At 68.2% G+C, this 21,720-nt stretch carries 17 protein-coding genes and 2 pseudogenes; 4 read left to right on the top strand and 15 right to left on the bottom strand.

Features of this window, described 5'->3' with window-relative positions:
* Positions 1-23: 23 nt before the first annotated feature.
* Positions 24-1,187, bottom strand: a pseudogene (locus AAHG09_RS13865) (IS3 family transposase).
* A gap of 68 nt (positions 1,188-1,255) precedes the next feature.
* On the opposite strand from AAHG09_RS13865, the pseudogene AAHG09_RS13860 reads away from it, so the two are divergent.
* Positions 1,256-2,146, top strand: a pseudogene (locus AAHG09_RS13860) (putative bifunctional diguanylate cyclase/phosphodiesterase); the annotation flags it as partial.
* 333 nt (positions 2,147-2,479) lie between these two features.
* On the opposite strand, the gene AAHG09_RS13855 reads toward AAHG09_RS13860, so the two are convergent.
* From AAHG09_RS13855 to AAHG09_RS13825, 7 genes are all read right to left on the bottom strand, one after another.
* Positions 2,480-4,489, bottom strand: coding sequence for a SufS family cysteine desulfurase (locus AAHG09_RS13855; protein ID WP_412760042.1), 2,010 nt, complete (start codon positions 4,487-4,489; stop codon positions 2,480-2,482).
* Positions 4,482-5,873, bottom strand: coding sequence for a family 2B encapsulin nanocompartment shell protein (locus tag AAHG09_RS13850; protein ID WP_342107894.1), 1,392 nt, complete (start codon positions 5,871-5,873; stop codon positions 4,482-4,484). The genes AAHG09_RS13855 and AAHG09_RS13850 overlap by 8 nt, the downstream gene beginning before the upstream one ends.
* Before the next feature lie 420 nt (positions 5,874-6,293).
* Entirely contained in the window at positions 6,294-7,142 is an 849-nt protein-coding gene (gene cysE / locus AAHG09_RS13845; protein WP_342108150.1) for a serine O-acetyltransferase, read from the bottom strand.
* 11 nt (positions 7,143-7,153) lie between these two features.
* Positions 7,154-7,360: a hypothetical protein gene (locus AAHG09_RS13840; RefSeq protein WP_243955192.1), complete on the bottom strand. Its 207-nt coding sequence runs from the start codon at positions 7,358-7,360 to the stop codon at positions 7,154-7,156.
* 241 nt (positions 7,361-7,601) lie between these two features.
* Positions 7,602-8,939, bottom strand: a complete 1,338-nt coding sequence (locus AAHG09_RS13835) for an LLM class flavin-dependent oxidoreductase (RefSeq protein ID WP_342107890.1) — start codon at positions 8,937-8,939, stop codon at positions 7,602-7,604.
* A 14-nt stretch (positions 8,940-8,953) separates the two neighbouring features.
* The gene (locus AAHG09_RS13830; protein ID WP_342107887.1) at positions 8,954-9,997 is read right to left on the bottom strand and encodes an LLM class flavin-dependent oxidoreductase; all 1,044 of its coding nucleotides are present in this window, start codon (positions 9,995-9,997) and stop codon (positions 8,954-8,956) included.
* Positions 9,998-10,001: 4 nt separating this feature from the next.
* Positions 10,002-10,991, bottom strand: a complete 990-nt coding sequence (locus AAHG09_RS13825; RefSeq protein ID WP_342107886.1) for an ABC transporter substrate-binding protein — start codon at positions 10,989-10,991, stop codon at positions 10,002-10,004.
* Between the two features lie 412 nt (positions 10,992-11,403).
* On the opposite strand from AAHG09_RS13825, the gene AAHG09_RS13820 reads away from it, so the two are divergent.
* From AAHG09_RS13820 to AAHG09_RS13810, 3 genes are read left to right on the top strand one after another with little or no spacing between them, the layout of a single operon-like run.
* The gene (locus tag AAHG09_RS13820) at positions 11,404-12,624 is read left to right on the top strand and encodes an acyl-CoA dehydrogenase family protein (protein WP_342107885.1); all 1,221 of its coding nucleotides are present in this window, start codon (positions 11,404-11,406) and stop codon (positions 12,622-12,624) included.
* 9 nt (positions 12,625-12,633) lie between these two features.
* Positions 12,634-13,875, top strand: a complete 1,242-nt coding sequence (soxC, locus tag AAHG09_RS13815) for a sulfite dehydrogenase (protein ID WP_342107883.1) — start codon at positions 12,634-12,636, stop codon at positions 13,873-13,875.
* Positions 13,862-14,404: a c-type cytochrome gene (locus AAHG09_RS13810; protein WP_342107882.1), complete on the top strand. Its 543-nt coding sequence runs from the start codon at positions 13,862-13,864 to the stop codon at positions 14,402-14,404. Before soxC ends, AAHG09_RS13810 begins: the two co-directional genes overlap by 14 nt.
* Positions 14,405-14,549: 145 nt before the next feature.
* Here the strand turns inward: AAHG09_RS13810 and AAHG09_RS13805 are convergent, their stop codons facing one another.
* The 7 genes from AAHG09_RS13805 to AAHG09_RS13775 all read right to left on the bottom strand — a co-directional run bounded on the left by AAHG09_RS13805 (position 14,550) and on the right by AAHG09_RS13775 (position 21,595).
* On the bottom strand, positions 14,550-15,467 hold the full coding sequence (locus AAHG09_RS13805) for a TauD/TfdA dioxygenase family protein (protein WP_342107881.1): 918 nt from the start codon (positions 15,465-15,467) through the stop codon (positions 14,550-14,552).
* A 55-nt stretch (positions 15,468-15,522) separates the two neighbouring features.
* A complete protein-coding gene (locus AAHG09_RS13800) occupies positions 15,523-16,482 on the bottom strand; it encodes a sulfonate ABC transporter substrate-binding protein (protein ID WP_342107880.1) in 960 nt (319 codons plus the stop codon).
* 308 nt (positions 16,483-16,790) lie between these two features.
* Positions 16,791-18,167, bottom strand: coding sequence for an LLM class flavin-dependent oxidoreductase (locus tag AAHG09_RS13795; protein WP_342107879.1), 1,377 nt, complete (start codon positions 18,165-18,167; stop codon positions 16,791-16,793).
* Complete coding sequence (locus AAHG09_RS13790; protein WP_342107878.1) at positions 18,164-18,817, bottom strand: methionine ABC transporter permease; 654 nt, start codon at positions 18,815-18,817, stop codon at positions 18,164-18,166. Before AAHG09_RS13790 ends, AAHG09_RS13795 begins: the two co-directional genes overlap by 4 nt.
* The gene (locus tag AAHG09_RS13785; protein WP_342107877.1) at positions 18,798-19,931 is read right to left on the bottom strand and encodes a methionine ABC transporter ATP-binding protein; all 1,134 of its coding nucleotides are present in this window, start codon (positions 19,929-19,931) and stop codon (positions 18,798-18,800) included. Before AAHG09_RS13785 ends, AAHG09_RS13790 begins: the two co-directional genes overlap by 20 nt.
* Before the next feature lie 2 nt (positions 19,932-19,933).
* Complete coding sequence (locus AAHG09_RS13780; RefSeq protein ID WP_342107874.1) at positions 19,934-20,746, bottom strand: MetQ/NlpA family ABC transporter substrate-binding protein; 813 nt, start codon at positions 20,744-20,746, stop codon at positions 19,934-19,936.
* Positions 20,747-20,839: 93 nt separating this feature from the next.
* Positions 20,840-21,595, bottom strand: a complete 756-nt coding sequence (locus AAHG09_RS13775; RefSeq protein WP_342107873.1) for a MetQ/NlpA family ABC transporter substrate-binding protein — start codon at positions 21,593-21,595, stop codon at positions 20,840-20,842.
* Between the last annotated feature and the right edge of the window lie 125 nt (positions 21,596-21,720).

The raw sequence follows: 21,720 nt of genomic DNA, 5'->3' as shown, positions 1-21,720 counted from the left end.
TTTGGACCGAGCCGATTGAGAGGCTACTGCATGGTCGCGGCCATGGGTAGCCGGAAGGCCAGATCCGGGTAGCTGACGGGCGCGGGCGGCCGATAGCCCAGCGACGAATGCGGTCGGACGCAATTGTACGTGGTTTGCCATAGACCGATCACGATCTGCGCCTCCTTCAGCGAGTAGAAGATCTCCTGGCACAGGCACTCGTCCCGAAGCTTGCCGTTGAAGCTTTCGCAGTACCCGTTCTCCCACGGGGATCCTGGCGCGATATACTGGATCTGTGAGCCAGCTTTGGCGACCCATTTGCGCAGCGCCTTCGAGATCATCTCTGGGCCATTGTCGCAGCGGATGTTCTCCGGGATGCCGTGCAGGCACATCGCATCGGCCAAAGCCTCGATCACGCCGAGGCTGTTGATGCGCCGCGCCACCTTCAGCGCCAAGCAGGTCCGGCTGTCCCTTCGACAAGCTCAGGGTGAGGTCGTCGATCAGCGTCAGGATGCGCAGGCTCCGGCCGTCGTGGGTCTGGGCCTGCACGAAGTCGAAGCTCCAGACGTGGTTGCGGTGGAGCGGGCGCAGGCGTTTGCCCGAGCCGTCGTTCAGCCACAGGCGGCTGCGGGGCTTATGTCGGCTGGGGACTTTTAGCCCCTCGCGACGCCAGATGCGCTGGACCCGATCCTTGCCCACCTGCCACCCCGCTGCCTGCAGCAGCGCGGTGACGCGGCGGTAGCCGTAACGTCCATACTCGGACGCCAAGGTTATGATGGCGCGGGTCAGCGCATCCTCATCGGCCGGCACGGTCGGCACGTAGCGCTGCGTGCCGCGGTGCTGGCCGACGATCCGGCAGGCGTGACGTTCCGAGAGACCATACTTTTCTCGGATGCCGTCGACCGCCCGCCTGCGTCGTTCGGGGGCTACAAGTTTCCCGAGGCGACATCCGCCAGCACTTGCTTCTCCAAGGACAGATCAGCCACGAGCCGCCGCAATCGCGCGTTCTCACGCTCAAGATCCTTCATCCGGCGCGCTTGGTCGATCTGCAGGCCGCCGTATTCCTTGCGCCAGCGATAGTAGCTTTGCTCGGAAATTTCGGCCTCCTTGCAGGCTAGGGCCAAACTCTTGCCCTGGGCTGTCTGCACCTCGATCTGGCGCAGCTTCAACACGACCTGCTCCGCACCCGTCTTCTGACCTCGCCGCATGTCCGACTCCTTTGGTCCTGACTGATCCTTTCAATCAGCCCGGCCCAAAGCCAGCCGGTCAGGTCACCGGGCGCGATGCGGACGCGCTGTTCGATCGCGCCGACTACGCGCTCTACCATTCGAAAGAGCATCATCGGGGAAAGACGATCCTGTTCTCACAGGAGCACGAGGATGCCATCCGGGCGAAGCAGATCGTGGAGACCGCCCTGCGAACGGCTGACCTCTCCGCCGAGATGACGATGCATTACCAACCGATCCTCGATACGAACACGGGCAAGATTGCCTTCGTAGAGGGCCTCGCGCGCTGGACCAGCCCGCAGCTCGGCCGCGTGTCCCCGGACCGGTTCATCGCCGCAGCGGAGCGGTGCGGCCTGATCCACGACATGACGCTCCTCCTTCTCCGCAAGGCACTCGCCGACGGCACCCGGCTGCCGCCCGGGATCGGCTTGTCCTTCAATCTGTCGGCCCAAGATCTGGCCTCGCCCGAGACCGTGCTGGCAATCCTGGCCGCCGTGCGCGCGAGCGGTTTCGATCCCCACCGGTTGACGCTGGAACTGACGGAGACGGCGCTCATGCGCGACTTCGATCAGGCCAAAGCCGCCATTCGCATGCTGCGAGCCCTGGGTATCGAGATCGCCCTGGACGATTTCGGCACGGGCTATTCCAGCCTGGGCTACGTCCACAGCCTGCCGTTGGACAAGATCAAGATCGACCGCAGCTTCATGGCAGGCATCGATACGGATCTCGGCTGCAGCCTCGTCTCCACCATCCTGGATCTCTGCCGCAACCTTGGCCTCGAAGGAGTAGCCGAAGGCATCGAGACCGCCGAGCAGCTGGACGCCGCCCGTCGGCAGGGCTGCCGCTACATGCAAGGCTATTACGTCGGCAAGCCGATGCCGATCGACGACTTTCTTCATCGGCTCAACCCAGATCAGACGGTAGATCGGCTCTGGGCCTAGAAGGTTAGGCGGACCGATCTCGGATAGGCTGGCAGGAAAGCTACGAACGCGCCTCGACCACGTCCGAAAAAGTTTTGCAATCAACCCCCACAGCTATGTCTGCTTAGATAGATCGACCGACTGGAAGCAGACCGGCGGCATTCCACCCACCCCGGTCATCCAAAGGCACATTCCAGCGGGCTGGAATTGGCCGTCAGCCGCCTGTCCGCTTTCAAGGCTTTCTAATGCCAAAGCAGACCAAGAAACTTTTATCGAAGTAAGCGAAAGTACTTAGGTCGTGGTCCTCCGTTCCTGGCTTCTTGCGCGCCGACCCATCGGGCCGGCGCGGAGTCCTCAATGCCGCGGCAGGATGTGCAGCGCCCGCAGGAACACGTCCACGTCCTCGCGGGTGTTGTAGAAGGCCAGCGACGCCCGCACCGACTGGTCGACCCCGAAGCGGCGGAGCGCGGGGAGGGCGCAGTGGTGGCCCGAGCGCACGGCGATGCCGTGGGCGTCGAGATGGTGGGCCACCGCCTCGTTCTCCTGGCCCTCGACGGTGAAGGACATGACGCTCGCCTTCTCCCGCGCCGTGCCGATCATGCGCAGGCCCTTCACCTCGGCGAGGCCTCCTTGCGCATACTCCAGCAGGTCATGCTCGTAGGCCGCGATGGCCGGCAGGCCGATGCCCTCCAGGTAACCGAGGGCGGCCCCGAGGCCGACGGCACCCGCGATGTCGGGAGTGCCCGCCTCGAACTTCTCCGGTGCGCCCTTGTAGACGGTCTTCGCGAAGGTGACGTCTTCGATCATGTGGCCGCCGCCCTGCCAGGGCGGCATCGCGTCGAGCAGGGCGCTCTTGCCGTAGAGGGCGCCGATCCCCGTCGGCCCGAACACCTTGTGGCCGGAGAAGACGAGGAAATCGGCATCGAGCACCTGCACGTCGAGGGGAATGTGCGGCGAGGATTGTGCCGCATCGACCAGCACGGGCACGCCGTAGGCATGGGCCAGCGCAATGATCTCGCGGATCGGGTTTACCGTGCCGAGCGCGTTGGCGACGTGGGTCACCGAGACGATCTTCGTCCGCCCCGAGAGCAAAGCCGCGTATTGCTCGAAGATGATCTCGCCCCGGTCGTTCACCGGGATGACCCGGATTGTCGCCCCCGTGCGCTGCGCCAGGAGCTGCCAGGGCACGATGTTGGCGTGGTGCTCGATCATCGAGAGGATGATCTCGTCGCCCGGCCCGATATTCGCCCCGCCATAGGAGGCGGCCACGAGGTTGATCGCCTCCGTCGTGCCCCGCAGGAAGACGATGTCGTCCTTGGTCGGCGCGTTGAGGAAGCGGCGCACGGCCTCGCGCCCGCCCTCGAACAGGTCGGTCGAGCGCGCCGCCAGGGTATGGGCGGCCCGGTGGATGTTCGAGTTGTGCCGGGCGTAGAACTCGGAGGTCGCGTCGATCACGGCCTGCGGCTTGTGGGTCGTCGCGGCGTTGTCGAGCCAGACCAGCGGGTGGCCGTTGACGCTCTGGTGCAGCGCCGGGAAGTCTTTTCGAACGCGCTCCACGTCGAAGGGCGCCGCCACCGGGCTCGACCCGTGCGACAGCGCGCGCGGTGCGGGACCGGGTGAGCGGGTCGGCTCGACGCGGGGGCTCGCCGGGGCCTTGCGCGCCGGGCCGGGGCCGAGGTTCAGGAAGTAGTAGTCCGACCGGTTGGACGGCGTCGGTTCCGGCGCCCGCGACAGGCGGCTGGTCTTTCGGAAACTCTCCTGCGCCTCGTCCACACCCGCCTTCGACGGGTCGGCCGGCACGAGGTGCGGGGCCAGCGCATGGGCGAAGGCGTTGGCGCGGGGATGATCCGCCGCGATCTGCCGGTGCAGCTCCGGGCCGCCGGGGAGCGCCGCCGCGAGCGAGAGGATACTCGGGAACGAGAAGTCCGGCAGGACCGGTCGGGGGCTCGCCGGGTGGACCGGCGGGACCGCGCCGATGTCAGCGAAAGCCGGGCTCGCCGGGGCGAGGTTCGGCACCGTCGGACCGCTCAGGCCCGGCACACCGACCGGCGGCGCCCCGAAGGAGCGGGCGCCGAGGGCCGAAAGGTCCGGCTGAAACCCGGCGGGCAGCCCCCCGGCCGGAGCCGAGGGCGTCCCCACAGAGCCGCTCGGCAGCGGCGCGCCGCCAAAGCCCTGCGGCAGGCCGTCGAGGGCCTGCGGCACCTGTGGGCCCGCCGGCAGCGCCGGGGCGAAGGGCTGGCTCGCCGCCTGACCTTGCCCGTAGATCTCGCGGGCGAGGCGCCCGACGAGATCCGCATGCGGAGTGATTTGGGCGAGCTCGCCCGTCGTCCTCGTGGAGAAACCGGACACCGGCACCTCACGCATAGTCATGGTAGTTGCCGAGCAGCACGTTATCGAGACGGGCGATGGCGTCCTCGACCAGCACGGCGGCCGAGAAGTAGCGGGTCACGAGGTGCGAGGCGATGGAATGGTCGTTGGTGCCCATGTAGCGCACCGACAGGCCGGGCTCGATCTCGCCGGTCACGCCGGACTTCTGAAGCCCGACGACGCCCTGCTCGGGCTCGCCGACGCGCAGCAGCAGGATGGAGGTGGTCTGGGCGCCCGTCACCGGGTCGCTGTCGATCGGCAGCTTGTCGCTCGGCACCAGCGGCACGCCGCGCCACGTGAGGAACGGGGCGCCGAACAGATGCACCACCACCGGCGGCACGCCCCGGCGGGTCGCCTCGCGGCCGAAGGCGGCGATGGCGCGGGGATGGGCGACGAAGAAGGCGGGCTTCTTCCACACCAGCGTCAGCAGCTCGTCGAGGTCGTCCGGGGTGGGCGGGCCGCCCCGGGTCGGGATGCGCTGGCGGCCCGTCACCTCGTTGAGGAGGCCGAACTGGGAGTTGTTCAGAAGCTCCCATTCCTCCCGCTCCTTCACCGCATCCACGGTGAGGCGGATCTGCTCGCGCAGCTGATCGATCTCGTTCGAGTAGAGATCGGTGACGCGGGTATGGGTGTTGAGGATCGTCTGGATGGTGGAGAGGTGGTACTCGCGCGGGTCGATCTCGTAATCGACGAAGGTCGTCGGCAGCCGTGGCTCGCCGGTATGGACGGCCAGGAGCTCGATACCCTGCTCGCCGTAGGAATTGGTGTGGCCCTTCAGCCGGTCGCGCTCCTCGCGATACTGGCCGATGCGCGAGCGGATGCTCTCGTCGTCCAGCGCCGAGCGGTCGAGGGTCAGCAGCGTGACGGCCGAGAGCGCCTTCACCGCCGGAACCGGCGCGCCCTCGTCGAGGAGGTCGCCGTCGCCGAAATAGTCGCCCTTGGTGGCGAGCCCCTGGCGCAGGCGGCCCTTGTAGGGGCCGGACAGGGTCAGCTCGACGGTGCCGTCGGCGACCACGACGAGGTTGCGCTCGGCGGCGCCCTCCTCGCGGATGACGTCGCCGGCCGCGTGGCGGCTCTCCTTGAACTTGCCCGCGAGGCTCGCGAGCTCGGCATCGCCCAGGCGGCTGAACAGCGGCACGGAGCGCAGCGAATCGGGGCGAATGGTGCGGCCCTTGTCCTCGGTGGCGAGGTCGATCCGGCCGCCCTTGGCGAGCACCACGGCGCGGCGGTTCACCCGGTAGACGCCGCCCGCGACATCGACGAAGGGCAGGAGGCGCAGGAGCCACCGCGGGGTATTCGCCGCGTTCTGGACCGAGGTGACGGTCGCCGTCGCGAGGTTGCGTGCCGCCGTGGCGCTGACGCTCAAACCCGGTCCGCTCATCGTCGTTCGTCTCCAAGAGGTAAGCAGGCGCGCCGCTTCGGCCCGCGTGGAAGCGGGCGGTCGCGCAGTAAAAGCGGACCGGGCGCAAGTGTTCGGTGGACCGGGCGGGCCTCAAGAGCCGCAAGCGATCCGGTGGATCTCGTGTTGACGAGCGAAGTTACATCCGCTCGGCGCTAAATGGCGCGACTCGGCCTTGAGTCTTGCCAGCGATGCTTGACTATGCCGGTGTTCAGTCTGCGGTCAACAGGAAGATCTTCTATATCTCAGTCAATCTTGGAATATCGATCCAATTTTTTGACTCAACGCAGAACGTCGTCTGCGGCCTGGGCGGGTTTTGGAGAAATTCATTCTCTCACATCGCGGTCTGATGGCAGAACCACGACGACATCGTTTCAAGGGAAGGATTTTTCTCGCGCCCGGTCAGATCCCGTCCCCGAAGCCGAAGGACTGATCCATGCTGAGCGCGGGATCCTCGTCGGCGCGCAGGCGCGAGACGACGCGGGCCGGGACGCCCGCGACGGTGGTGTGGGCGGGCACGTCGCTGAGCACCACGGCGGCGGCGCCGATCTTGGCGCCCTCGCCGACGCGGACGTTGCCGAGCACCTTGGCGCCGACGCTGAGCAGCACGCCGCGGGCGATCTTCGGGTGCCGGTCGCCGCTTTCCTTGCCGTTGCCGCCGAGCGTCACCGATTGGAGGATCGACACGTCGTCGGCCACCACCGTGGTCTCACCGATCACCACCCCGGTGGCGTGGTCGATGAAGACCCCCGAGCCGATCCGGGCGGCCGGGTGGATGTCACAGCCGAACACCTCGGAGATGCGGCTCTGGACATGCAGCGCCAGCGTCGCCCGGCTCTGATGCCAGAGCCAGTGCGCCACTCGGTAGGCTTCCAGCGCAGCGAAGCCCTTGTAGAACAGGAACGGATCCAGGAAGCGGCGACAGGTCGGGTCGCGCTCGCGGATGGCGACGAGGTCGCGCACCGCATGGGCACCTGCCTCCGGATCCGCCTCGAAGGCGGAAAGGCACAGGTCGCGCATCGACAGGCGGGCGAGGTCGCCGTCGCCCAGCCGGTGGGCGAGGCGGTAGGCGAGGGCCTGGGCGAGAGTGCGCTGGTCGAGGATCGTCGCCTGGATGATGCCCGCGTAGAGCGGCTCCTCAATCAGGGCGGCCTCCGCCTCGGCGCGCAACTCCGCCCAGACCTCGGTCTCGGCGGTGCTGCGGCTGATCGCCCTGAGGGGCGGCTGGAGGGTGGCGAGGGCGGCGGTCACGGTGGCGGCGATCAATGCACCCGCCGGAACAGGTCCGGCAGGTAACCTTCGAGGAGCTCGTGCCCCTCGAAGGCGACATCGACGGTGGCTGGGCGCCCACCGTGGCCATGGATGCCGACGATCCGGCCCCTGGCGTGCCGCCAGATCCCGAGGGCTTCCGCGAGATCGAGGCGCTCGAACACCACTTCGTCTCCCCGTCTGATGGCCGATGCCGCCATGGACTCCTCCTCCGCGCGCCGCCGAAGACCGCTCCGATTCCTGGTCCACGGCCCTGTCGGCCACCCCGGAAAATACCCTTCCGCCTCGTCATGGTCGGAGGAGAAGGTTTCAGTCGCAGCTGGCCCAAATAGAAGCATGATCTTCACTAAGCCATTGTTGTATCTATATATTTATTGATCGAACTCGTTTTGGCAAGGGTCGCTTCCCGGCCTCGCCTGGCAACGCCTCCGGGCGCTCCGCTCACGCCGAAAGCGAGCGGCCGGTCGCGGCGTAGCGGCTGGCCGGCCGCGCCAGCCCGAGGTGGTCACGCAGGGTCGCCCCGGCATAGTCCCGCCGGAACAACCCCCTGCGCCGGAGGATCGGCACGACCGCGTCCACGAAGGTCTCCAGCCCCTCCGGCAGGACATCCGGCATCAGGTTGAAGCCGTCCGCCGCGCCGGCCCGGAACCACGCCTCGATGTCGTCGGCGATGGCCTCCGGCGTGCCGACGACGATGCGGTGGCCGACGCCGCCGCCGAGCGCCCGCAGGAGCTGGCGCACGGTCAGCTTGTCCCGTCGCGCGAGGGCGACGGTCCCGAGGAACATCGTGTGGTTGGCGTCAGGCGGCAGGGGCAGCGGGTCGGGCAGGGGCTTGTCGAGGTCGAGCCGGGCCGGGTCGATCCGCAGCGTGCCGGCGAGCCGGGCGAGGCTGTACTCCACCGGCACGAGATCCCAGAGTTCGTCCTGCCGCCGCCGCGCCTCGGCCTCGGTGGAGCCGATCACCGTGGCGAGGCCCGGCAGGATGACCAGCGCGTCCGGGGGGCGCCCGTAGCGCGCCGCCCGCGCCCGCAGATCCCGGGCATAGGCCACGCCGTCCTCGATGGTCTGGGCCAGGGAGAACACCGCGTCGGCGGTGGCGGCGGCGAGTTCGCGTCCATCCTCGGAGCCGCCGGCCTGAAAGGTGACGGGGCGCCCCTGCGGGCTGCGTGGCACGGTAAGCGGCCCCGCGACGGTGTAGTGCGCGCCGCAATGGTCGACCGCGTGGACCTTCGCCGTGTCAACGAACCGGCCGCTCGCCTTGTCGCCGACGAAGGCATCGTCCTCCCAGCTGTCCCACAGGGCATGGACGAGCTCGGTGAATTCACGGGCGCGGGCGTAGCGGGCCCCGTGTTCCGAGGCGCCCGCGAAGCCGAAATTGCGGCCAGCGGCGGCATCCGCCGTCGTCACCACGTTCCAGCCGGCCCGGCCCCGGCTCACGAGGTCGAGGCTCGCGAAGCGCCGGGCGAGATTGTAGGGCTCGTTGTAGGTCGTCGAGGCGGTGGCCACGAGGCCGACATGGCTCGTCACGGCAGCGACGGCCGCCAGCACGACGGTCGGTTCGAGGGCGTTGAACGGGCGGTAATCGATCCGGTCGTTGATGGCCGGCGTGTCGGCGAGGAAGATCGCGTCGAGCTTGCCGCGCTCGGCGATGCGGGCGACGCGCACGACATGGTCGATGTCGATGAAGGCGTCTGGCCGGCTCTCCGGCAGCCGCCACGCGGACGGGTAGACCCCCGAATGCAGCAGGTTGACGTTGAGGTGCAATTGGCGGCCGCTCATCGAAGGTCTCAGGTTCAGCGGATGCGGGGGATGACCTGCTCGGCGAAGCGGCGCATCTCCGCCTCGAAGGGCTGGAACTGCAGCATGAACAGCGCGATGCCGGCGGCATGGAAGGCGCGGATCCGCTCGGCGACCGTCGCGTAGCTGCCCACCAGCCCGGCCGCCGTGCCGCCGTTGGTCCCGACATGGCGGGAGGAAGCCGCGTCGGTCTTGGCGAACATCACGCTTGCCGTGTCCGTGCGGGCGCGGGTGTCGGCGCGCAGATCCGCGTCGCGATGGGCGAGGGCGAGGAGCCGGGCGTGCTCGGCTTCCGCCTCCGCGTCGGTGTCCCGGGCGATCACGAAGGCCGAGAGGCCGTAGCGCAGGGGCCCATTGGCGGCCGGGCGCCGGGCGACGTCGGCGATCAGCGCCGCGACGTCCGCGAGCGGCTGTCCGTTGATGAACCAGACATCGGCGTGGTCGGCGGCGAGCGCCCGGGCGGGTTCGGATTCGCCGCCGAGATAGATCGTCGGCCGTGGCCGTAACGTGCCAGCGGGGCGGAGCTGATAATCCTCCGTCCGGAAGTGTTCGCCCCGATAGGTCACGCGCTCGCCGCGCATCAGCCTATCCACGAGGCCAATCCACTCGCGCCCATAGGCGTAGCGGTCGTCATGGGCCGGGAAGGGCAGGCCGGCGCGCTCGAACTCGGCCTTGTTCCAGGCATTCACGAGGTTGAGGGCGAAGCGCCCGCCGCTGATATGCTCGATCTGAAGGGCCATCTTGGCGAGCACCACCGGGTGATAGAGCCCCGGCTTGATCGCCGCGATGATCTCGATCCGCTTCGTCAGCGCCGCGAGCGCGGCCGCGCCGGTCCAGGCTTCGAGCTGGTCACGCTGCGGGTCGTAGGGATTCATCGTGTGCTGGGCGACCAGCACCGAATCGAAGCCGAGTGCCTCCGCCTCCAGCACGAGGGCGCGGTTGCGCTCCCACGAGGCGTCGTCCGGCTCGTCGGGATCGTGGTGGGAGGCACGGGAGCCGTGGACGGCGGCCCAGATGCCGAAGCGGGGAACGCTCGCCATGGCCTCAGCCCCGGCCTGAGGGGATCGTGAAGATCGGCACGTCGGTAGCGTCGATCCGGCGGGGGATGAGCTTCGCCTCGTAGAACACGTCGGCGATGGCCTGCTGCTCGCCGAGCTGCGATCGCTCCACCGGTTCCACCGCGTAGGTCCGGCGGCTATTGGCGGCGGCCACGACGGCCGGGGGCAGATCGCCCCAGATTGGCGCCAGCAGCGCCACGGCCTCCTCCGGGTTGGCCTTCATCCAGGCTCCGGCCTCGACGAGGGCACGGTAGACGGTCGCCACCACCTCCGGATGCGCGGCCACGAAGCTGTCGTTGACGAGGTAATAGCGGTGGTAGGTCGTCAGCCCCGTGCCGTCCGCGATGACCCGCACCGGGCGCTTGGCCTCGGCGAAGGCCAGGAACGGATCCCAGATCGACCACGCATCGAGGGCGCCCTGATCGAAGGCCACGGCCCCCTCCGGCGCCTGCAGATAGGCGGGCTTGATGTCGGCGAGGGTTAGGCCGGCGCGCTTGAGCGCGGCGGCCAGCACATAGTGGCTCCCCGAACCCCGCGAGACGCCGACCGTCTTGCCCCTCAAATCGGCGACGGAGCGGATCGGCGAGTCCGCCGGCACGATGATCGCCTCGGCCGAGGGCGCCCCCCGCTCGCGGGCGTAGAAGGTCAGGGGCGCCTTGGCGGACTGGGTGAATATCGGCACCGCGTCGGCCACATCGGCATGGATGTCGACGGCGCCCGCGTTCATCGGCTCGATCACGCTGGTGAACAGGTGCCAGGTCGGGGTGAAGCCGAGCGGGGCCAAGCGTTCGGCCAGGGTGCCCTTCACCTTGAGCACGGTGAACAGCACCGACGAGCGCTGCATGCTGATCTTCACCTCGTGGGGCGCCGCGCGGACGGCCGGAGCGCCGAGCGCGAGGGCGGCCGCTCCGCCGAGCCCGCCCCGCAACAAGGCGCGGCGGGAGGGGCCGAACCGGCCCATCGTGTCGTCGGTCATCGGGTGCTCGCGAATGGCAGGGAAGAGCGGTGGGTGGGCGCCGGGGCACGGGGGCCTACTCGGCGCATGCATTGAAGGCCGGCAAGGCGCGGCGAATCAATGAAACGCGTTTTCGAATTATCGGGTGAAGGGGGAAGCGCATTCCATGGAATGCAATTTACCGAACATGTCTTCCTTTCGCCGCGTCGCGCCAGTCAATCCGTCAACATAAGTTGCGCCATTCACTGAAAGGAACGCGCTTCCACATCGAGGCTCTATCGCAAAGTCAAAATTCTCTTGGCAGCTTCATCACGAGTACTCGCTCCCAAAGTGGAGATCCGGCATGGAATCCGGGTTGCGATCGGGGGGCGGCTCGCGGATTCCTCTGGCCAACGCCCCTGGGGCGATGCCAGACAATCGGGAAGTCGAAGCCATGTCGCAGACGGATGCGGGCTGGGGTGCGGGGCCGAGCGCAGGGTATGAGACCCTCGCGGAGCGATTCCGCCCGGTCTTCGCCGAGATCCGTGCCACCGCCGTCGAGCGGGACCGGGAGCGCCGCCTGCCGCATGCCGAGATTGGCTGGCTGCGGGAGGCGAACTTCACCACCCTGCGGCTCTCGCCGGAGCAGGGCGGCCACGGCGCCAGCCTGCCGGAACTCTTCGCCTTGCTGATCGAATTGTCGGCGGCCGATTCGAACGTCACCAATGCGCTGAGGGCGCATTTCGGCTTCACCGAGGACGCGCTCTGCTCGTCCTCGCCCGAGTGGCAGGCGGCCTGGATCGCGCGGATCGGCGCGGGCGAGACGATCGGGAGCGGTGTCTCGGAGACCGGGCCCGCCAAGGTCGGCGCCTTCGACACGGTGGTGCGGCGGCGCGACGGCAAGCCCGTGGTCGAGGGGCGGAAGTTCTACACCACCGGCTCGCTCTTCGCGGACTATATCCACCTCTCCGCCGACGACGAGGCCGGCGGGCCGATGACGGCGGCCGTGCCGGTGCGCGCGCCGGGCGTCACCATCGTGGACGATTGGGACGGGTTCGGGCAGGCGCTCACCGCCAGCGGCACCGCCACCTTCGAGGGCGTGGCCCTCGACCCCGCGCTGATCAAGCCGGATCCGGCCCGCTTCCCCTACGCCATGGCGTTCTTCCAGCTGGTGCATCTCGCAACGCTCGCCGGCATCGGCCGGGCGGCGGCGGACGACGTGGCCCGGCTCGTCGCCGAGCGGACCCGCGTCTACAGCCACGGCAATGCCGGGCGCACGGCCGACGACCCTCAGATCCAGGCCGTCGTCGGGCGGGTGCGGGCCAACGCCTACGCGGCGGGCGCCATCGTGCTGAAGGCCGCCGAGGCGTTGCAAAGAGTCCACGACGCACACCGGGGCGGGTCACCGGACGCGGAGCGGCAGGCGACGCTCGCCGACGTCGAGGTCAACCAAGCGGTGAGCGTGGTCACCGACCTGATCCTGAACGCGACGACGAGCCTGTTCGACGCGCTCGGCGCCTCGGCGGTGAAGGTCAGCGCCGGGCTCGACCGGTACTGGCGCAACGCCCGCACGATCGCCTCCCACAACCCGCGCATCTACCGGGATCGCAGCGTCGGCACCTTCGCGATCTCCGGCGAGGCTCCCCCCCGGCAGTACCGCGTCGGCTCGGCGTGAGGTGAGGCGATGAACGACGACGGCACAACGATCCCGGCCCGGCGGCGCTTCCTCGTCCAGGGGACGGCCGCGGCCGTCGGCGCGGTCGCAGGCGGCGCCCGCGCTGAGCAGGCGGCGCCACCGGGCGTTTCAGACTGGATGAAGGCGCCCGGCGCCGATACCGGCGGCCAGCCCTACGGCACGCCCTCACGCTTCGAGGCGGGGATCATCCGCAACATCCCGAAGGGTCTCAAGCAGTACACCTCGGCCTCCACCCGCACCCCTCTGCAAGATCTCGACGGCATCCTCACGCCGAACGGCCTGTTCTACGAGCGCCACCACGGCGGCATCCCGGACATCGACCCGGCCCGGCACCGGCTCCTGATCCACGGTCTGGTGGAGCGGCCCCTCGTCCTGACCATAGAGGACATCCGGCGCTTCCCGAGCGAATCGCACATCCACTTCCTCGAATGCTCGGGCAATCCGGGCTTCGAGGCGATCAAAGGCAAGACGGCCTCCGACCTCGTCGGGCTCGTCAGCTGCGCCGAGTGGACGGGCGTGCGCCTCGCGACGGTCCTCCGGGAGGCCGGGCTGAAGCCGGAGGCGCAATGGGTCGTGGCAGAGGGCGCGGATGCTGCCGCGATGACCCGCAGCATCCCGATCGAGAAATGCCTCGACGACGCTTTGCTGGTCTACAGCCAGAACGGCGAGCGGCTGCGCCCGCAGCAGGGCTACCCGCTGCGCGTCTTCCTGCCCGGCTTCGAGGGCAACATGAGCGTGAAGTGGCTGCGCCGCCTCAACGTCAGCGCGGAGCCGGCCTATTCCCGCGAGGAGACCGCCAAGTACACGGACCTGATGCCGGACGGTACGGCCCGCCAATTCACCTTCGTCATGGAGGCGAAGTCGATCATTACCCGGCCCTCTGGCACGCAGCGGATCGCTCCCGGCTTCCACGAGATCACCGGCATCGCCTGGACCGGGCGTGGTCGCATCCGTGCCGTGCAGGTCACGACGGACGGGGGCAGGAGCTGGCGGGACGCCGCCCTGCAGGAGCCGGTGCTGAACCGGGCGCTGACCCGCTTCCGCCTGCCCTGGACCTGGGACGGCCAGCCGACGACCATTGCGAGCCGGGCCATCGACGACACCGGCTACGTACAGCCGAGCTTCGAGGATTTGACGGCGGTGCGGGGCCTCAAGTCCTTCTACCACAACAACGCGGTGGTGCCCTGGCGCATCGCGGCGGACGGGGAGGTCGCCAATGGCTACGCGTAACGTCCAGGCGCTCGCCGCCGCGTTCTGCGCGTTCGGCATCGGCGGCGCGGCTCACGGCGCGGAGCGCTTCAGAATCGGCCGGCCGGCGACAGAGGCCGAAATCGCGGCCTGGAACATCGACATCGACCGCGACGGCCGGAAGCTTCCGCCGGGCCACGGCAGCGTCGCCCATGGCCGCACGGTGTTCGAGGCCCAATGCGCCTCCTGCCACGGCAGCCGGGGTGAAGGCGGCACGGGCGAGCGGCTCGTGGGCGGACAGGGAACACTTGCCACCGCCAAGCCTGTGAAGACGGTCGGCAGCTTCTGGCCCTACGCGCCGACGCTGTTCGACTACATCCGCCGGGCGATGCCGATGAACGCGCCGCAATCGCTCAGCGACGACGACGTCTACGCCGTCTCGGGCTACGTCCTGCACCTGAACGGGCTCGCGCCCGAGGACGCCGTGTTCGACGCGCACTCGCTCGCGGCCGTCCGCATGCCGAACCGCGACGGTTTCGTCCCGGACCCCAGGCCGGATGTGAAGCCCTGAGTGTCGGCCGGTGCGGGCCGAAGGGTCCGCGCCGACGCCGTGACGTCTCTCGGCGTGATTGCGCGTCCGGCAAAGCCGCGGCGAGCCAGGCCCGCCGCCGCTGCATGATTGCGTCCTTGCTGAACCCTCGCGCCGGAGCGGGGTCTCAGGCGGCCTTACCGGCCTGCGTCTCGCGGGCCCGGCTGCGGCGCCCATCCGTGCTGACCGGAGCGACACCCTGGATCGTCACGCGCCGCACCACACGCGGTTCGTCGTCATAGTCGTCCACGGCGCGGTGAACCGTCGCTCGGTTGTCCCAGATCGCCACGTCACCCTGCCGCCAGGACCATCGGACGGTGTTCTCGGGCCGCGTCGCGTGATCGTTAAAGATCGCGAGCAGGTGCTGCGAATCCGAGGTCGTCAGGCCGAGGATCCTCTGGATGAAATGTCCGACGATCAGCGAGCGCTCGCCGCTTTCCGGGTGGACATGAACCAAGGGGTGCTCGGTCTCGTGGACGGTGCGGGTGAACACCTCGTCGTACCGCCGCCGTCCGGCATCGGACACGTTCACGCGCCCGCCGACGTAGTCGTAGACGTTCGAGTGCACGGCCCAGAGCCGGTCGGCGAGGTCGCGCAGGGCCTCCGGCAATTCGGCATAGGCGGCTTCCGTGTTGGCCCAGAGCGTATCGCCGCCATAAGCCGGAAGCGTCACCGCACGGAGGATCGAGATCGCCGGATAGTTAGGCACGAAGGTCACGTCGGTGTGCCAGGAGCTGGCACGCTCGCCCCGGCTGCCGTCGATGTCGAGGGTGCCCGCCGTGCCGTCGAGGGAGGGCACAGTCGGGTGCGGGACGAGATCGCCGAGCAGCCGCCCGAAGGCTTCGTGACCGGCCTCGTCCAGGGTCTGGTCGCGGAAGAAGACCACCTTGTGCCGAACCAGCGCCTGCCGGATCGCCGCGACCGTCGCGGCGTCGAGGTCGCCGGAGAGCGCGACGCCGCGGATCTCTGCACCGATACGCCCGGCGACGCGGCGGATGTCCAGGACGGTCGCGGCGGGGTGGAGCGAATGGAGGACAGCACTCATCGAGAAGACTCCTCTGCGGGGGGGATGGCGGGTGGATGGATTGTCGAGGCGGCCCTCAGGTCCTCGGCGGGGACCACACGATGTCCCGCACCTTGATGGGGCGGGGAATCAGGCCGAGCCGGAAGAACCGGTCAGCGGTGGTCTGCTGGGCGGTCAGGATCTCGTCCGAAAGCGGGCGGACGGCGAACTCCGTCCGGTCGGCGGCGACCTTCTGGACGGGGTAGGGAACACCCGTGACGGAGGCGAGCGACTGCGCGACCTCGTCGCGATGCGTCCGCGCCCAGCCCGCTGCCTCGGTCAGGCCCGACAGGGCGCCAGCGATGAGGCCTGGATTCTTCTCGGCGAAGGTCCGGTTGGCGAGAAAGAAGGACGAGACGTCGTGGGTCTGCCCGGTGGTCGCGAGCACGCGCGTATCGCCGCGCGATTGCGCCAGGGCGAGATAAGGGTCCCAGATCACCCAGGCGTCGACGCTATCGTTTGCGAAGGCCGAGCCGGCATCGGAGGGCAGCAGGTAAGCCGGCTTGATGTCGGAGAAGCTCAGGCCCGCCTTCTCCAGGGCGGCGATGAGGAGGTTGTGGCTGCTCGTCCCGCGCCCCACGGCGACGGTCTTGCCCTTCAGGTCGGCCACCGACCGGATCGTCGAATTCGCCTTGACCAGGATGGCCTCGCCGTCGCGGGTCGGTGCCGCCGCGCCGACATAGACGAGATTGCCTCCGGCCGCCTGGGAGAAGATGGGCGGAGCGTCCCCAGTATAGCCGAAATCGATGCCGCCAGCGTTCAGTGCTTCCAGCAGGGGCGGCCCCGCCTGGAACTCGACCCAGCGCACGGCAACGCCCTGCGGTGCCAGCTGCTTCTCGATCAGTCCCTGCTGACGGGCGACGACGACGAGGCCGACCTTCTGATAGCCGATCTTCAACTCCTTCGGGGCGGTCTGCGCCAGGGCACCGGTTCCCAGGGAGAGGCCCAAAGCCAGGAATCCGAGAAGGTTGGCGACGCGGCGTCTTGTCGTGGTCACGGCGAAGGCTCCTTTGGGTGCAAACGATGACGAGGGAAGCTCTGCAGCCGTCGGCGCGTGCCCCACCCACGCGCAACGACGGAGGCGAATGAGGCGATTGCCCTGGCAAGATCAGGATCGATGAGAGCGATTTATTTCACTAAACCTGACAGAGTTCAGCGGTGCTTTTTCGGAAAAATCTGGCGTGATCAGCTGCGGATATTTATGCAGCCGTTCGATCCGCCGTCAAAAGCATTCGAAACTATTGTTATAACGTATGATAAGCGAGTATTTTCTCGATCCGGCGATCCAGGGAATTTTCTCGTCCATCACACCGAAGTGGGACCGCTCGCGTGCCGGAATGCGTTGGCGGCATGGCGGGCGGGAAGGCGATTCCCCTCGCCGAAGAGCTTCCCGCGGAGGGAGCCGGGCGCGTAGGCGGTCTTGTACAGGCCCCGGTCCTGAAGCTCGGGGATCACGAGGTCGATGAAGTCCGAAAAGCTCTCCGGGACGACGATGCGGCTGAGGTTGAACCCATCCACCTCCCCTTCCTCGACCCAGGATTGAAGCTCGTCTGCGATAGTGGTCGCGTCGCCGGTAAGCACGGCGTAACGCCCGCCCAGGCCCATCTCCTCCAGCAGGTCGCGCTTGGTCAGCCCCCGCTTCGCAGCCGCCGCCGTGGCGGACTGGATCGCGTTGCCCGGCGCGTAGGGGATCGCCTCGTCGAGACCGTAGCGGGCGAAATCGATGCCGGTGGAGGCGGAAAAGTGCGCGAGCCCCGCCTCGGCGCTAGCGTAGCGCAGATACTCGTCGCGCTTGTCCTCGGCCTCGGCGCGGGTGCGGCCGGGGATGGCGGCGATGCCGATGAACACCTTTACGTCCTGCGCGTCTCGCCCGGCGGCAACCGCCTCGGCGCGGATCGCGCGGACGGCCTCGCGGGCGGAGGGCTTGTCCCGCGCCGAGATGAACACGCATTCGGCGTGGCGCCCGGCGAAGGCCCGGCCCCGGCCGGAGGCGCCCGCCTGATAAAGGACGGGCGTCCGCTGGGGCGAAGGCTCGCAGAGGTGATAGCCGTCCACCGCCAGGAACTCGCCACGGTGGGAGATGGAGCGGATCTTGTCCGGATCGCTGAACACCCGCGCCTCGCGGTCGCGGCGGGCGGCATCGTCGTCCCAGCTTCCCTCCCAGAGCTTGTAGAGCACCTCCAGATACTCGTCGGCATAGTCATAGCGCCGGTCATGGGCGGGAAGCGCCTCGCCTCGCCCGCGATGGGCGCTCTCCAGATAGCCGGTGACGATGTTCCAGCCGACCCGGCCGCCGGTAAGGTGGTCCAGCGTCGAGATCCGCCGGGCGAAGGTGTAGGGCGCCTCCGCGAAGACGTTGAGCGTGATGCCGAAGCCGAGATGCTCCGTCACCGCCGCCATGGCCGGGACGATGAGCGTCGGGTCGTTCACGGGCAGCTGCACGGCTTCCCGCGCCGTCACGTCTATGCCGCCGCCGTAGATGTCGTAGACGCCGAGGATGTCGGCGATGAACAGTCCGTCGAACAGGCCGCGTTCCAGGAGCTTCGCCTGATCGGTCCAGTAGCGCAGCGTGTTGTACTCGCCGGAGCGGTCGCGCGGATGGGTCCACAGGCCGTGATTGATGTGGCCGACGCAGTTCATGTTGAACGCGTTCAGCCGGATCTGCTTTCGGGGGGACGTCATCGCGCGCGCAGCCTCCGCACCACGGTGTCGCCCGTAAACTGCACGAGGCAGACGAGGACGATCAGGATCGCGATCACCACCGACATGACGGTGGTGTCGAAGCGCTGGTAGCCGTAGCGGATCGCCACGTCGCCGAGCCCACCCGCCCCGACAGCACCAGCCACCGCCGAGGCGCCGATCATCGAGACGACGGTGATGGTGAAGCCGCCGACGATGCCCGGCAGGGCCTCCGGCAACAGGACGTGGAGCAGGATGTGGCGGCGGCGGCATCCGATGGATTGCGCCGCCTCGATGAGGCCGGGATCGACTTCCCGCAGGGATACCTCGGCGATCCGTGCGAAGAACGGTGTCGCACTCACCGCGAGCGGGACGATGGCCGCCCAGACGCCGATCGTGGTGCCGACCACGAGCCGGGTGAAGGGGATCAGCGCCACCAGCAGCACGATGAAGGGCACGGCCCGGAAGCCGTTCACGACCAGGCCGACGAGGCGGTTGGCCCGCGGCGCGGGGAAGATGCCGCCGAGACCGGAGGTGACGAGGAACAGCGCCAGCGGGATGCCCGCGAGGACCGCGATCCCCGCCGAGACGCCGACCATGAACAGCGTGTCGAAGGCCGCCTGCCAGAGGCGGTCAATCATCTGCGGCGACATAGCCGATCCCTTCGACATCCTGTCCGATGGCCCTCAGCCGGGCTTCCGCGTCCGGGCCCCCCACGGCGACGAGCATCCCGCCGACCGCATGCCCCTGGATGCGCTCGACGCCCGCCTGCAGGAGGTTCACAGCTCCGCCCGTCGCCGCGACGAGAGCCGAGAGGTCGGGCGGCATCGCACCGGAATAGGTGATCCGCAGGACGGCCATCCCGCCTGGCACCGAGTGCGGCCTCAGCCGCGCGGCCAGATCGTCCGGCACGTCGCGGGTGAGGGGCGCGAGCAGCGCCCGCGTCGCCGGGTGCTCCGGTGCGCCGAAGACCCGCCAGACCGGCCCGGCTTCCGCGACCTTGCCAGCCTCCAGCACCACGACGTCGGTGCAGATCTCGCGGATCACACTCATCTCGTGGGTGATGAGGATGATGGTGAGCCCGAGCCGCCGGTTGATGTCCCGCAGGAGGCCCAGGATCGACAGGGTAGTCTCCGGGTCCAGCGCCGAGGTCGCCTCGTCGCAGAGCAGGATCTCCGGATCGCTCACCAGGGCACGGGCGATGCCGACCCGCTGCTTCTGGCCGCCGGACAGGCGCGACGGATACGTCTCCGCCTTGCCTTCCAGGCCGACGAGGCGCAACGCCTCCTCCACCCGCCGGGCGATCTCGCGCTTCTCCACGCCCGCCACCGTGAGCGGCAGGGCCACATTCTGCCGCACGGTCTTGGCCGAGAGCAGGTTGAAGTGCTGGAATATCATGCCGATGCGGCGGCGCAGGCCGACGAGGCCATCCGTGCCGAGGGCGGCGATCGGCTCCCCATCGACGAGCACCCGGCCGGAACTGGGTTCCTCCAGCCGGTTGACGGTTCGGAGCAACGTGGACTTCCCCGCGCCGGAGCGGCCGATGATGCCGAAGATCGCCCCGGGCGGGATGTCGAGGCTCACGTCGTCGAGGGCTCGAACCTCGCCCCCGGCCGAACGATACGTCTTGCAGACGCGATCGAACCGCACTGTTCCAGTGCCCCCAGTGCCCGCGATCGTTTGGGCGGCGGAAAGCGCCTGCGGACCGACTGCGATCGACGCGGCCGGAGATACTGCGCCGAAACCATCCAGAGCCAAACCGACCATCGTCACTTCTGCCATGCGAGCAGGTAGAGCTTATCGCTCCCGGCGAAGGATTTGTGAATCTGCTGTTTGACCGCCTCGGAGTTCTGGAAGATCTGCACGAACTTTTTGATCGTCGGATCGTCCTTGCGTGACTCCTTGGTGACGAAGCTCACCGCGAACAGCTTGTCCTCAATGCCGGAGTAGATGAGCCCGCTCGTCGGATCGAAGGTCCCGGCCGCCACGATGAAGTGCGGGTAGCCCTGGGCGAGGTCGACATCGCCGGTGATCCGCACGAGTTGGGGGCCCTCGACCTCGGTGAATTTCAGCTTCTTGGGGTTCTCGGTGATGTCGTCGACAGTGCCGAGGAAGCCGACACCGTCCTTCAGCTTGATGAGCCCGGCCTTCTGCAACAGCAGCAGGCCACGTCCCTGATTGACCGGATCGTTGGCGATGGCGACCTTCCCACCCGCCGGAATCTGGTCGAAGCTCTTATGCTTGAGCGAGAACAGTCCGATATTCTGCAGGATGCCGATTCCGACGATGTCGAACCGGTAGCCCTTCTGCTTGGAGGCGTTCTCCATGAAGGGCCGGTGCTGATAGAAGTTCAGGTCAATGTCGCCCGCATCGAGGGCAACGTTGGGCGTCGTCCAGTCGCTGAATTCGATGACCTTCACGTCGATGCCCTGATCCTTGGCCTCCTTGGCGGCCGCAGTGATGGCGTCGCTGTAGGCGCCCGGCACGGTGCCGATCTTCAGGGTCTCGGCCCCGGCCTGCCCGTGGGCCGCCAGCGCACCTGTGCAGAGCAAGGCGATGGCGAGGGTCTTCAGGAAACGCATCGGTGGTGGTCTCCGGTCTGCCGCCGCGGGAAAGGCCGGGGCAGCGTGGTCAGGTCGGGAGGGAAGACGGTGGCCTCAGCCACCCGGCACCGGTCAGATCGGGCGGACGGGGATGACCGAGCCGCGGTAGCGGGTGCGGATGAAGGCAGCGACCTCGGCCGAAGTCAGCAACGCGGCAAGACGCAACACGCGAGGGTCCTTGGCCAGGCCCTCCGTCGTGACGAGGACATTCGCATACGGGTTGCCCTCGGCCCTTTCGAGGGCCAGCGCGTCGCGAGCGGGTTCTAACCCGCCTTCCAGCGCGTAATTGCCGTTGATCACCGCGAGCGCCACGTCATCGAGGGAGCGCGGCAATTGCGGGGGTGCGATCTCGACGAAACGGAACTTCCTCGAGTTCTCCACGACATCGTCCAGGGTGAGGTCGATGCCGGGCTCCTTGGAGCGCAGCCGGATCAGCCCATTGGCCTGCAACAGCAAGAGCCCACGGCTCGTGTTGGAGACGCTGTTCGAGAGAGAAACGATCCCGCCAGCCGGCACATCCGCCAGGGACTTGGCCCGGCGGCTGTACAAGCCCAGCGGCTCGATATGCACCGCTGCGACGACGGCAAAGCGCATCCCCATCGAGGCCTCCTCCGATCGCAGGAAGGGCACGTGCTGGAAGAAGTTCGCATCGGCGTCCCCGTCACGGAGCAGGGCATTCGGACGGAAATCACCAGAAATTTCGATGATCTTCAGCGGCATCTCGGGACCGAATTTCTCGGTCACGAATTCCAGGATTTCGGTATGGGGTACCGAGGACGCAACGATCCGCAGCGGCGCCTGCGCGGCACGAGCCGATCCCATGCTCATGGCGAGAGCGCCGGACAGGAAGACGCGACGGGTCGATACAGGCACGGTGCTGGCTTTTCGCAGTCGATTTGAAGATTAACGGTCGCCTTTGTATCTTGAATTTGCTGATAAGCTACAAGAGTACT

This window comes from Methylobacterium guangdongense (assembly GCF_038442355.1).
In the GTDB taxonomy this organism is placed as follows: Bacteria; Pseudomonadota; Alphaproteobacteria; order Rhizobiales; family Beijerinckiaceae; genus Methylobacterium; species Methylobacterium guangdongense.
This window is presented reverse-complemented; position numbering and strand designations above follow the sequence as displayed.

Bases quoted from the DNA above. Each gene is read 5' to 3' on its own strand.
- AAHG09_RS13820 (WP_342107885.1), top strand. From the start codon at position 11,404: ATGTCGCAGACGGATGCGGGCTGGGGTGCGGGGCCGAGCGCAGGGTAT.
- AAHG09_RS13830 (WP_342107887.1), bottom strand. From the start codon at position 9,997: ATGGCGAGCGTTCCCCGCTTCGGCATCTGGGCCGCCGTCCACGGCTCC.
- AAHG09_RS13785 (WP_342107877.1), bottom strand. From the start codon at position 19,931: ATGGTCGGTTTGGCTCTGGATGGTTTCGGCGCAGTATCTCCGGCCGCG.
- AAHG09_RS13825 (WP_342107886.1), bottom strand. From the start codon at position 10,991: ATGACCGACGACACGATGGGCCGGTTCGGCCCCTCCCGCCGCGCCTTG.
- AAHG09_RS13795 (WP_342107879.1), bottom strand. From the start codon at position 18,167: ATGACGTCCCCCCGAAAGCAGATCCGGCTGAACGCGTTCAACATGAAC.
- AAHG09_RS13790 (WP_342107878.1), bottom strand. From the start codon at position 18,817: ATGTCGCCGCAGATGATTGACCGCCTCTGGCAGGCGGCCTTCGACACG.
- soxC (WP_342107883.1), top strand. From the start codon at position 12,634: ATGAACGACGACGGCACAACGATCCCGGCCCGGCGGCGCTTCCTCGTC.
- AAHG09_RS13850 (WP_342107894.1), bottom strand. From the start codon at position 5,873: ATGAGCGGACCGGGTTTGAGCGTCAGCGCCACGGCGGCACGCAACCTC.
- AAHG09_RS13835 (WP_342107890.1), bottom strand. From the start codon at position 8,939: ATGAGCGGCCGCCAATTGCACCTCAACGTCAACCTGCTGCATTCGGGG.
- AAHG09_RS13805 (WP_342107881.1), bottom strand. From the start codon at position 15,467: ATGAGTGCTGTCCTCCATTCGCTCCACCCCGCCGCGACCGTCCTGGAC.
- AAHG09_RS13780 (WP_342107874.1), bottom strand. From the start codon at position 20,746: ATGCGTTTCCTGAAGACCCTCGCCATCGCCTTGCTCTGCACAGGTGCG.
- AAHG09_RS13855 (WP_412760042.1), bottom strand. From the start codon at position 4,489: ATGCGTGAGGTGCCGGTGTCCGGTTTCTCCACGAGGACGACGGGCGAG.
- AAHG09_RS13810 (WP_342107882.1), top strand. From the start codon at position 13,862: ATGGCTACGCGTAACGTCCAGGCGCTCGCCGCCGCGTTCTGCGCGTTC.
- AAHG09_RS13840 (WP_243955192.1), bottom strand. From the start codon at position 7,360: ATGGCGGCATCGGCCATCAGACGGGGAGACGAAGTGGTGTTCGAGCGC.
- AAHG09_RS13775 (WP_342107873.1), bottom strand. From the start codon at position 21,595: ATGAGCATGGGATCGGCTCGTGCCGCGCAGGCGCCGCTGCGGATCGTT.